Origin of the sequence: Nocardioides sp., assembly GCF_035481145.1 — a bacterium.
Classification (GTDB): domain Bacteria; phylum Actinomycetota; class Actinomycetes; order Propionibacteriales; family Nocardioidaceae; genus Nocardioides.
The window spans coordinates 1-10,352 of the sequence record NZ_DATIHB010000099.1 but is presented as its reverse complement, the minus strand read 5'-3'; the positions used below and the strand labels follow the sequence as shown (position 1 = coordinate 10,352).

Annotated in this window: 10 protein-coding genes and 1 pseudogene; 4 read left to right on the top strand and 7 right to left on the bottom strand. The window is 70.9% G+C overall.

The genetic code is table 11. From position 1 onward, the window contains the following. Nucleotides 1-234 (top strand): annotated as a pseudogene (locus VLF38_RS08900) (methionine synthase); the annotation flags it as partial. A 107-nt stretch (nucleotides 235-341) separates the two neighbouring features. Next, a complete protein-coding gene (locus VLF38_RS08895; RefSeq protein ID WP_325270911.1) occupies nucleotides 342-932 on the top strand; it encodes a hypothetical protein in 591 nt (196 codons plus the stop codon). A 61-nt stretch (nucleotides 933-993) separates the two neighbouring features. Here the strand turns inward: VLF38_RS08895 and VLF38_RS08890 are convergent, their stop codons facing one another. From VLF38_RS08890 to VLF38_RS08875, 4 genes are all read right to left on the bottom strand, one after another. Beyond that, the gene (locus VLF38_RS08890) at nucleotides 994-1,314 is read right to left on the bottom strand and encodes a DUF2853 family protein (RefSeq protein WP_325270910.1); all 321 of its coding nucleotides are present in this window, start codon (nucleotides 1,312-1,314) and stop codon (nucleotides 994-996) included. Between the two features lie 143 nt (nucleotides 1,315-1,457). After that, nucleotides 1,458-2,363: an esterase/lipase family protein gene (locus tag VLF38_RS08885; RefSeq protein ID WP_325270909.1), complete on the bottom strand. Its 906-nt coding sequence runs from the start codon at nucleotides 2,361-2,363 to the stop codon at nucleotides 1,458-1,460. 114 nt (nucleotides 2,364-2,477) lie between these two features. Then, entirely contained in the window at nucleotides 2,478-4,118 is a 1,641-nt protein-coding gene (locus VLF38_RS08880; protein WP_325270908.1) for an MFS transporter, read from the bottom strand. Nucleotides 4,119-4,153: 35 nt separating this feature from the next. After that, nucleotides 4,154-4,780, bottom strand: a complete 627-nt coding sequence (locus VLF38_RS08875; protein WP_325270907.1) for a TetR/AcrR family transcriptional regulator — start codon at nucleotides 4,778-4,780, stop codon at nucleotides 4,154-4,156. Between the two features lie 217 nt (nucleotides 4,781-4,997). Here VLF38_RS08875 and VLF38_RS08870 point away from each other — a divergent pair, with 217 nt between their 5' ends. Further along, nucleotides 4,998-5,474, top strand: a complete 477-nt coding sequence (locus VLF38_RS08870; RefSeq protein ID WP_325270906.1) for an HSP20 family small heat-shock protein — start codon at nucleotides 4,998-5,000, stop codon at nucleotides 5,472-5,474. A 102-nt stretch (nucleotides 5,475-5,576) separates the two neighbouring features. Here the strand turns inward: VLF38_RS08870 and VLF38_RS08865 are convergent, their stop codons facing one another. After that, nucleotides 5,577-6,197: an alpha/beta hydrolase gene (locus VLF38_RS08865; protein WP_325270905.1), complete on the bottom strand. Its 621-nt coding sequence runs from the start codon at nucleotides 6,195-6,197 to the stop codon at nucleotides 5,577-5,579. Between the two features lie 113 nt (nucleotides 6,198-6,310). Between VLF38_RS08865 and ligA the strand changes: the two genes are divergently transcribed. Further along, nucleotides 6,311-8,446, top strand: a complete 2,136-nt coding sequence (ligA, locus tag VLF38_RS08860) for an NAD-dependent DNA ligase LigA (RefSeq protein WP_325270904.1) — start codon at nucleotides 6,311-6,313, stop codon at nucleotides 8,444-8,446. A 63-nt stretch (nucleotides 8,447-8,509) separates the two neighbouring features. Here the strand turns inward: ligA and VLF38_RS08855 are convergent, their stop codons facing one another. Together VLF38_RS08855 and VLF38_RS08850 are read right to left on the bottom strand one after the other, a co-directional pair. Then, complete coding sequence (locus VLF38_RS08855) at nucleotides 8,510-9,715, bottom strand: hypothetical protein (protein ID WP_325270903.1); 1,206 nt, start codon at nucleotides 9,713-9,715, stop codon at nucleotides 8,510-8,512. Next, on the bottom strand, nucleotides 9,708-10,220 hold the full coding sequence (locus VLF38_RS08850) for a SigE family RNA polymerase sigma factor (protein WP_325270902.1): 513 nt from the start codon (nucleotides 10,218-10,220) through the stop codon (nucleotides 9,708-9,710). The genes VLF38_RS08855 and VLF38_RS08850 overlap by 8 nt, the downstream gene beginning before the upstream one ends. Between the last annotated feature and the right edge of the window lie 132 nt (nucleotides 10,221-10,352).

The window sequence follows — 10,352 nt, the reverse complement described above, 5'->3', positions numbered from 1 at the left end:
GCGCTGGAGGCGGGGGAGCGGGTGTTGCTCGGCGTGCTGCTGACGCTCGATCCGGAGACGGCGCCGACCGACAAGCAGGTCGCCGAGAAGGTGCTGCGGTTCCTCGACATGCTCGGACTCGAGCCAGTCCCCGGCCTCGTGCTGACCCCCGGCTGCGGCCTCGCCGGTGCGTCGCCCGCCTGGGCGCGCCGAGCGCTGGAGCTGGTGCAGGCGGCGTCGCAGCACCTGCGCTGAGCGCCCAGGGGCCCGCCGGGGACCGGCAGAGCCTTGGGTGCGTCCAGCCCGCAATGGTTGCGTGGCACGTGCACCAGACCCGGCGCTTGCCGGCGTAGCGTGCCTGCATGCGCCATCCCTCTGCCCGCCTTGCGCTCGCCGTCGCCCCGCTCGTGCTCCTTGCCGGGTGTGGTCAGTCGGGAGCCGGCCAGTCGGGAGCCGGCGCCATCGGCGACGACGCCACCCCGGCGACGGCGACGCCCGAGGCGCTGGTCGCGGTGGCCCTGAGCCACCTCACTCCGGACCCCGACGGCATCGAGCTCTACACGCGCGACGCGGTGATCGACGACGTCGGGACGACCAGTCCCTACATCGGCGGCCAGCTCCGCTGGCGGAGCGAGCCCGACTGGAGCCTCAGCGTCCGGGTGCAACCGGCCGGCGGATTCGACCCGTGCGACGAGCGCACCTGCGAGGACCTCGGAGACGCGCGGATCAGCTGGCAGGAGGCAGGTGAGGACGCCCCGGGCTACGTCACTGTTTTCGTCGTGGACGACGACGAGCTGCGGTCGGTCGGCTTCGAGGGTGGCTTCCAGGGGGACCCGCGTGACGACGAGCTCTTCGTCGACCTCGACGAGCTGGCCGCGATCGTGACGGATCCGGCGTTCGCGCTCACCACGACGCAGGGCGCCGTGGACGCCGGCGACGCGCTCGAGCTCTGAGGACGACGACGCGCGGCCACCCCGGGAGGGAGCGGCCGCGCGTCATCGGCTCAGCTGGACGTCACTTGACGGCGTCGAGCTTCCCGAACGCCTCGGCGAGCAGGTAGTAGACCGTGATGCGGCTCTTGGTCCGGTCGGCCTTCATGGCGGCGGCGACCTCGTCCAGGGCGGCGTCGAACGAGCCGTCCGCGTCGGCCAGGCCGAGCTTCTTGGTGAGGAAGTTCTTCTTCACCGTGTCGCGCTCGTCGGCATCGGAGAGGGCGACGTAGCGCGAGTCGGCGCTGCTCATCACGAGGCGGTAGCTCTTCAGCAGGCCGGCGATGGCGTCCTCGTCGGGGTTCGCGACGTACTTGCGGACGTCGGCTGCCCAGTCTGCGGCCATGGTTGAGCTCCTCTCCGTGCGCGAACCGGTCGTCGCGCGTGCCGTCGAGACTAGGCACGGTGTCCTGCGGTGTACATGCCTGGACACGCCCGGTTTCCAGAGTTGGTCGTCTCTTCACCTTCTCCGAAGGGGCCGCTCGGCGGTCAGATGATCGGGCCGACGTACGGCAGGACGGTGCGGCACACGACCGGCTTCGCGTGGGCGGGGTCCAGGGTGTTGAGCACGAGGCGGGCGACCGTGGGCGAGGACGCGATCTCGAAGTGCTCGCTCTGGTCGCTTGCGCAGACGTTCTGCAGGACGTAGTTGCGCATCCCGGTCTGGATTCCGCTCGTGTACGGCGCTACCAGCTGGTCGTTGCGGGTCACGATGTTGGTGTACGCGACGCCGGGCACCACGACGCCTCCGCTGCGCAGGCGGGTCATGAACGGCGAGCCGGTCGTGAACTGCGTGCACGCGGCGCAGAGGGGTGCCTTGTCCTCCGGGACGCCGAAGACCTTGCGGAGCTCCTCGAACGGCACGCTCGCGCGCGTGCCGTGCCACAGCGGGGCGAGCGAGATGTAGCGCTTCACGTAGCGCGCGCCGCCCAGGAACTTCACGTAGTAGTTCGGCATGAGGGTGCCCTGGGAGTGGCCGAGCAGGTCGACCTCGGCGGCGCCCGTGGCGCGGCGTACACGCGTGACGAAGGCGGCGAGCTGCTGCGCACTGTCCTGCATCCGGCCGAGACCGCCGATCGGCGCAGTGCCACCGTAGGTGAGCGCGAAGACGCAGTAGCCGTTGTTCTTCAGCAGCGGCCCGAACGTCGGCCAGTTGGTGTCCTGCGCGCCGGTGGTGCCGTGCACGAGGATCACCGGCCGTGGGTGCGCGGCCGACGGCTTGCAGGTCCAGATGTTGGTGCCGGGGGCGTGGGGGCTCGGGTTGAGGCCCTGGAGTGCTGCGCCTGCGAGGAAGTTGTAGGTCACCGGCAGGGTGGCGGCCTGGGCGGGAGCGGCGAGGGCGCCGCTGCCGATCAGGGCGACGAGGCTGGTCAGCAGGATGACGAGACGGCGCATGGTGGGCTCCCCGGGAAGTGACTGTTCGTCAGTTAAACGACGGAGCGGGCGTTCCGTGACGTGAGTCACCGAACGCCCGCCCGGGTGCCGCTCCACGGCATGGGTGGTTGCGGCTCAGCCGACGTGGACCGCGCCCGGACCGTCGGTCGCGAGCTCCTTGTGCTTGACGTTGAGCAGGGTCCAGATCAGCAGCGACGCGGTGAGCATCATGAACGTGCCGACGAAGAAGCCAGCGGTGGCCGAGTCGGTGAACGAGCCCTGCCAGATCGCGCCCTCGAGGAACGTCATGTTGCTGCCCGGGTCCACGGCGTTCGGGTCGATCCCGTTGGCGACCATGCCCTGGGCGAGCGGTCCAGCGATGGTGTCGGCGGTGTCGTTGAAGTGGTGCAGGCCCACGGTGCTGAGGATCGCCAGGCCGAGCGCGCCGCCGACCTGCTGCATCGTGTTGAGGACGCCCGAGCCGATGCCCGAATCCGCCTCCGCGACGTGGTGGACGGCGGTCAGCGTCATCGGGACGAAGACCATGCCCATGCCGGCGGCCATGACGACGATCCACGGGAAGATCGCGGTCCAGTAGTTCAGGTCGGCGCCGACGGTCTCGCCCTTGGCGAGGGCACCGAGGACGGCCGGGACGGAGTCGTCGACCGAGATCCGGCTGAACATGAAGAGCGAGAGCGAGGCCAGCAGCGTGCCGGTGCCGGCGAGGAAGCGCGGGTCGACCCGGCTGACCAGGTTGGAGGCGAGACCGGCGCCGAAGACGATGCCGAACGAGAACGGGAGGAAGGCGAAGCCCGCCTCGAGCGCGTCGTACCCCTTGATGCCCTGGACGAACTGCGACAGGAAGAAGAACATCGCGAACATCGCGGCAGGGGCGATCATCATCGCGCCGAAGCTCACCGCGCGGGTGCGGTTGGTGAGGATGCGGAGCGGCAGCAGCGGGTGGCGGGTGCGCGTCTCGATGAGGACGAACGCCGCCAGCAGCACCACGCCGGCAACGAGGGAGGAGATCGTCTGCCAGTGCTCCCAGCCGTACGCGCGCTCACCGGCCCGGGAGAGGCCGAAGACGATGCCGAGCAGACCGAGGGTTCCGGTGATGGCGCCGGGGAAGTCGAGGGTGCCGTCGCCCGACTTCGACTCGGGGAGGAGGCGGAGCGCGAGGACGGCCGCCACGATGCCGATCGGGACGTTGATGAGGAAGGTCAGGCGCCAGCCGTCGACGTCCAGGCCCAGGAAGGTGTCGAGGTCGGTCAGCCAGCCACCGAGGATCAGGCCGATCGCAGCGCCGACGCCGGACATGGTGGCGTACATCGCCATCGCCCGGTTGCGCTGCGGGCCGGCCGGGAAGGTGGTCGTGATCAGCGCGAGGGCGGCGGGGGAGGCGAGCGCCGCGCCGAGGCCCTGCAGGCCGCGGGCGCCGAGCAGGAGGCCCTCGTTGGTGGCGAGTCCACCGAGCAGGGACGCGACGGCGAAGACGACCAGGCCGACCGAGAAGATCAGCCGGCGACCGAAGAGGTCACCGAGGCGACCGCCGAGAAGAAGCAGGCCGCCGAAGGCGAGGGCGTAGCCGGTGACGATCCAGGTCAGGTTGGCCTGCGAGATGTTCAGGTCGGCGCCGATGAACGGCAGCGCGATGTTGGCGATGGTGGCGTCGAGCACGACCATGAGCTGCGCGACGCAGATCAGGACGAGCGCCCAGCCGAGGTGGACGCCGGTGGTCTGGCGCTCCTCGGGCAGGTCGAGGGTCTGTTCGGACATGGGTCTTCCTTCGAAGGGGGTGGGTCGGAGGTGGTTCAGGCGACGGGGTTGGTCGCCGCAGGGACGATCAGCTGGTCGACGATCCGGGTGACGAGCGCGGCGTCCGGGATCTCGCCGAGCATGAAGGCGCGGTGCAGGCAGATGCCGGCGAGCGCGGGGGCGAAGAGGTCCACCTCGAGGTCGGCACGGATCTCGCCACGGGCCTGCGCCCGCTCGTAGATCTCGTGCGAGACCGCGACCTTGGGACCGATCACCTTGGTGCGGAACTCGGCTGCGAACTCCGGATCGCGCTGGATCGCGGTGAGCACGCTGGAGAAGATCGCGAGTGCCTGCGGCTGGATCATCCCCTCAGGTCCGCAGTACGCCGCGATCAGGTCGTCGCGGAAGTTGCCGGTGTCGGGGGTGGCCGGCGCCGGCTTCTGCAGCAGGAGCGCGTCGATGACGAGGGAGACCTTCGCCTCCCAGCGGCGGTAGAGCGTGGCCTTGGAGGCCTTGGCCCGCTTCGCCACCGCGTCCATCGTGAGCCGGTCGTAGCCGACCTCGGAGAGCACCGCGAGGGCCGCCTCCAGGATCTCCCGCTCGCGATCACCCTCGACGCGCGGCCGGCTGCCGTGGCCGGGGAGTGGGAGCGAGGACATCATCATGGACTTCTCCGTCTGCATGGAACGAAACCGTTTCGTTTCGTCAAACGGTACGACATCGTTTCATCCCTGCGCAAGTCGCATGGCGAAACGTGGGGAAGCGGGTCCGTCCCCGGGTGCCGCCGCTCCTGAGAGTTTCCCGGGCAGGGACTCTTGAAAGCACTGGTCAGCCGCGCTATTTCCATAGGTGGGCGGTGACGAGACCCGCCCTCACAACTCGACATCGGAGGTGAACCACATGTTGCTTCGGACCGACCCCTTCCGGGACTTCGACCGGCTCGCCCAGCAGATCATGGGCTCCGGGACCACGTCCCGCCCGACGATCATGCCGATGGACGCCTGGCGCGAAGGCGACCGCTTCGTCCTGGAGTTCGACCTGCCCGGCATCGCCCCGGACACGCTCGACATCGACGTCGAGCGCAACGTGCTGACCATCCGCGCCGAGCGGCCCAGTCGCAGTGGCGACTGGGAGCCGCTCGCATCGGAGCGGCCGCGTGGCCTCTTCAGCCGCCAGCTCGTGCTCGGGGAGAACCTCGATCTCGACCGGATCGACGCGTCGTACGACGCGGGCGTGCTGCGGCTGGCCGTGCCGGTCGCCGAGAAGGCGAAGCCGCGCAAGGTCCAGGTCAGCACCGGCGGCACCCAGGTCGGCCACAGCCGGGACAAGGCCGAGCTCGAGACCAAGGAGCAGCACGACGCCAGCCAGGCGTCCTGATCACAGCACCCCACGCACCTGTCCACCCGGCCCCGGTCGAGGCCCGCGTCGCCTCGGCCGGGGCCCCGTCCGTCTCGAGAGTCTTCTGTCTCGAGAGTCTTCTCAGAGCTCGAGGACCTCGAGCACCGAGTCGACGGTGAAGGCGTTCCACCGCCCGCTGTCACGGAGCAGGTAGTGGCCGACGTCGCCCATGTCGCGGAAGGCCGCCGAGCGGGCCACGGCGCGCGCCCGTTCGGCGTAAGCGCGACTCAGGGCGAAGGAGGTGATCCGGTCGCCCCGGCCGTGGCCGAGCACGAGGCGGCGGCCGGCCAGCTGGCGGACCGGTTCGCCGTCCGGCAGCCACGGGGCCAGGCCGACGACTCCGCGGACAGCCGGTGAGTCACTGACGCGCACGGCCGTCCGCGCTCCCATCGAATGGCCGACGAGGGCCACCGGTACGTCGACCTCCTCGCGGACCCGGTCGAGCGCCCACCGCGCATCGGCCACCGGTGACGGCGACGCCGGGTCGTTCCAGCCGCGCACCCGGAAGCGGAGCAGCCACACGGCAACCCCCTCGGCGTGGAGGCGCGGAGCCATGGCGCGCTGCAGGACCCGGGCTCGCTGCCACGAAGCACTGCGACCGTCGACGGGCCGGTGCGAGCGGACCGCCCCGCCGTGCAGGACCAAGGCGACGGCGCGCGGTGTGGTGGCGGGGGACAGGCGGGTCAACAGCGGGTCGGGCACGGAGGTCCTCTCTCGGGGCTGCCACGGGTTCGTCGCCGGTACCCGATCCGGATGGGTAGCCCACCGTCGTGGCGGGGACGGCAGGTGTCAGTGCTGCACGGCAAGATGTCCCCATGACCCTTCGAGAGGATCACGACGGCGCCCAGCCGGTGGACGCGGCCGACGCCGCCTCCGCCCGCCACCGCGAGCTCAGCGAGCAGATCGAGGCGGCCTCCGACGCCTACTACCGCGACGGCACCTCGCCCCTCTCCGACGCGGCGTACGACGCGCTGCTGGGGCAGCTGCGCGAGCTCGAGGAGCAGTTCCCCGAGCTGATCACTGCGGACAGCCCGACCCAGCGCGTGATGGGGCAGGCCTACACCGACTTCGCGTCGTACGACCACCTCCGGCGGATGGAGTCGCTCGACAACGCCTTCTCGGCTGACGAGCTCGCTGCCTGGTTCGACCGGGTCGTCCGCGACAGCGGCACCCGTCCGGAGCTGCTCTGTGAGCTGAAGGTCGACGGCCTGGCGATCAACCTGCTCTTCCGTGACGGCGTTCTCGAGCGCGCGCTCACCCGCGGCGACGGCACGACGGGCGAGGACGTCACGCCCAACGTGCGCACGATCGCCTCGGTGCCCCACCGGCTCAAGGGGACCCCGGAGTTCCCTGTGCCAGCGCTGGTCGAGGTCCGCGGTGAGGTCTACATGACGGCGAAGACGTTCGAGGAGATCAACGAGCAGCAAGCCGCGGCCGGCAAGCCGTTGTACGCCAACGCGCGCAACACCGCCGCCGGCTCGCTGCGGCAGAAGGACCCGAGCGTGACCGCCTCACGCAGGCTCACGATGGTCTGCCACGGCATCGGCGAGCGCGAGGGCTTCGACGCGACCACCCAGTCGCAGGCGTACGCCGCCCTGGCCGCCTGGGGGCTGCCGGTCGCGCCGACCGTGAAGGTCGTCCCTGACCTGGCCGAGGTGCAGGCGTTCATCGACTTCTACGGCGAGCACCGGCACGATGCCTCGATCCTCGACCACGAGATCGACGGCGTCGTGGTGAAGGTCGACGACGTTGCGCTGCAGCGCCGCCTCGGCTCGACGTCGCGCGCGCCCCGGTGGGCGATCGCGTTCAAGTACCCCCCTGAAGAGGTCCACGCGAAGCTGATCGACGTCCTGGTCAACACCGGTCGCACCGGCCGTGTGACGCCGTTCGGGCGCATGGAGCCGACGAAGGTGGCCGGCTCGACCGTCGAGATGGCGACGCTCCACAACTTCTACGAGGTGGCGCGCAAGGACGTCCGGCCGGGCGACACCGTCATCCTGCGCAAGGCCGGAGACGTCATCCCGGAGATCCTCGGACCGGTGCTCGCGCTGCGGCCGGAGGGCCTGCCCGCGTGGGTCCCGCCGACGACCTGCCCCGCCTGTGGCACCGGGCTGGTGGAGCAGAAGGCAGGCGACAAGGACCGGCGCTGTCCCAACCACCGCGACTGCCGGGCCCAGGTCGTCGAGCGGATCAACCACGTCGCCGGTCGCGGCGCCTTCGACATCGAGGGGCTCGGCTGGGAGGCCGCGGTCGCGCTGCACCAGGCGGGCGTGGTTGCCAACGAGGGCGACGTCTTCTCGCTGACGGAGGAGTCGCTCCTGCGGGTGCCGCTCTTCACGCGGGCGGCGAAGAAGGCCGAGGTCGCCGAGGGTGCGGGGGAGCGCGTCCTCACCGCCAACGCCCTCAAGCTCCTGAAGAACCTCGAGGAGCGCAAGGACACCGCGCTCTGGCGGGTCCTGGTCGGCCTCTCGATCCGCCACTGCGGGCCCAGCGCCTCGCGGGCGCTCGCGACCCGCTTCGGCTCGATGGACGCGATCCGCCACGCCACGCCGGAGGAGCTCGCCGACACGGAGGGTGTGGGTGGAGTCATCGGCGAGGCAGTCACCGAGTGGTTCGGTGTCGACTGGCACGTCGAGATCGTGGAGAAGTGGGCGGCTGCCGGCGTCCGCATGGAGGACGAGCGTGACGAGTCGACTCCGCGGACCCTGGAAGGGCTGACCGTCGTGGTCACGGGCGGTCTTGAGGGATTCACCCGCGACTCCGTGAAGGAGGCGATCATCGCCCGCGGCGGCAAGGCGGCCGGTTCGGTGTCGAAGAAGACCGACTACGTCGTCGTCGGGGAGAACGCCGGCTCCAAGGCAGCCAAGGCCGAGGAGCTGGGGCTCACGATCCTCGATGAGGAGGCGTTCGTGGCTCTCCTCGCGGGCGGCCCCGCGGCCCGCGAGGCGTGACCGCGCCAACAGCGTGAAGACTTCTCGCCGGCATGGGGCGAAAAGTCCTCACGCTGCCCGGGCTCAGGACTCGTTGTCGTTGCCGCTGACCCGGACCGGGCCGGCGCCCTCGAGGGTGACCGGCGTCGCCACGCACTCGCCGGTGTCGGCGTCGCAGGAGCGGACCTCGCTCTCCTGGACCAGCAACAGCCGTCCGTCAGGGCTCCAGCCGAACGTGCCAGCACCGATGGTGAACGTCCGCCGGTCACCGGTCGTCACCGAGACCACCTCGGCGGTGGGCGTCTCGTAGGTGCAGTCGCCGTCCTCCTCGCACATCAGCCACGGCTTCAGCAGCACATGGCGTCCGTCGGCGGAGAGCTGCGGCACGGGGGTGCTCATCACCGTGCCGGTGACCTCGACGGAGCGCAGCGCCTGGCCCGACTCGGCGTCGAGCACCTGGTGGGTCAGCTGCACCGGATCGTCCGGGTTGAGCATCACGCCGTCGGGGCGATCATCGTGATCCTCGACGAGCTCGTTGCCGCCCATGACGGTCGGCATCCGCCCCGCGGAGAGGCCCTTGGCCTTCTCGACGTCGCCCGTGCGCCAGTTGATCCGCAGCGTGGCGTCGTCCACGCCGACGTACGCGAAGTCGCCGGAGAGGGCGGTCGGAGGCGCGTTCCAGCCGCCCCAGGTGAAGGCGCCGTCGTACGGCACGCGCGTGGCGACCTCGCCCGTCCGCACGTCGCGGAGGACGAGCTCCCAGTCCTGGGGACCACCCTTCACGGAGTAGGCCAGGTAGGGGAGCGACGGGTCGCTGCCGGGCTTCTTGTCGCCGAGGCTGAGCGAGAAGTCCCGCACCGTGCCGTCGCCGGAGAGCACGAAGTAGTTCGAGGTGCTGTCGCCCTCGGTGTACGGCGTCCGGCCGGTGCGCACCATGACGCCGGCGGAGGTGTAGTACATCGCCTTCACCTTGCCCGGCACCTCGACGGTCTTGCCGCTGCCGAGGTGGACGGTCGACCCCTGTGCGACCGCCCATCCGGCAGGGTCCGGCGTGACCGCCGGGGCGAGCTCGGCCGGCGTCGACGTCGGAGTCGGCCGGGCGAGGACGAGTGCGAGCGCGGCGACGGCCGCCATGCCCGTGGCCCCCGCGGCGACCGCGCCGCCCCGGGCCACGTGGGATCGACGGCGGAGGCGTCGCCCTTCGGCCAGGACGGCGGCGGCAGGCGCGGGAGGAACGGCGATGCGGTCGGCGTCGGCGTGCAGGAGGTCGGAGAGGTGCTGGTCAGTCATGGGTCGCTCCCATCGGGATCGCGGAGTCACCCAGTACGGCCCGCAGGCGGGCCAGGGCGTCGGAGGTCTGGCTCTTGACGGTGCCCGTGGAGCACCCGAGCGTGGTTGCCGTGTCGGCGACGGAGAGGTCCTCGTAGAACCGCAGCACGATCACGGCACGCTGGCGAGGTGCGAGGGTGCGCAGGGCGTCGAGCACGGCCGGGCGGTCGGCGAGGTCCGCGTCGTACGACGAGGCGGGCAGCTCCTCGCTGGCCAGCTCGCGCCGCCACGACGGGCGGCGGAACCACGACGTTGCCGTGTTGAGGAGCACGGTCCGGGCATAGCCGCCGGCCGCGTCGAGGCTGCGGACGTTGCGCCACGAGGCGTAGGTCTTGGCGAGGGCGGTCTGGACGAGGTCCTCGGCGAGACCGTGGTCCCCGAGCAGGAGGTACGCCGTCCGGTACAGGCGCGGCCAGGCCGCGTGCACGAAGGCGGCGTACTCGTCGTCGGTGGGTGGTGCCGGCATGCGTCCTCCTGCGGGTGATTGTCACCTGTCCAGACGCAGCGCGCTCGCGTTCGGTTGGGTCGACCTCAGCGCAGGAGACGCAGGAGGAGGTCGGCCACGGCCTGCTGCTCCTCGGCCCGCGGGTGGTAGGCG

Coding starts and splice junctions, on each gene's coding strand:
- VLF38_RS08850 (WP_325270902.1), bottom strand. CDS start 10,220: ATGCCGGCACCACCCACCGACGACGAGTACGCCGCCTTCGTGCACGCG.
- VLF38_RS08880 (WP_325270908.1), bottom strand. CDS start 4,118: ATGTCCGAACAGACCCTCGACCTGCCCGAGGAGCGCCAGACCACCGGC.
- VLF38_RS08895 (WP_325270911.1), top strand. CDS start 342: ATGCGCCATCCCTCTGCCCGCCTTGCGCTCGCCGTCGCCCCGCTCGTG.
- VLF38_RS08890 (WP_325270910.1), bottom strand. CDS start 1,314: ATGGCCGCAGACTGGGCAGCCGACGTCCGCAAGTACGTCGCGAACCCC.
- VLF38_RS08870 (WP_325270906.1), top strand. CDS start 4,998: ATGTTGCTTCGGACCGACCCCTTCCGGGACTTCGACCGGCTCGCCCAG.
- VLF38_RS08855 (WP_325270903.1), bottom strand. CDS start 9,715: ATGACTGACCAGCACCTCTCCGACCTCCTGCACGCCGACGCCGACCGC.
- VLF38_RS08885 (WP_325270909.1), bottom strand. CDS start 2,363: ATGCGCCGTCTCGTCATCCTGCTGACCAGCCTCGTCGCCCTGATCGGC.
- ligA (WP_325270904.1), top strand. CDS start 6,311: ATGACCCTTCGAGAGGATCACGACGGCGCCCAGCCGGTGGACGCGGCC.
- VLF38_RS08875 (WP_325270907.1), bottom strand. CDS start 4,780: ATGCAGACGGAGAAGTCCATGATGATGTCCTCGCTCCCACTCCCCGGC.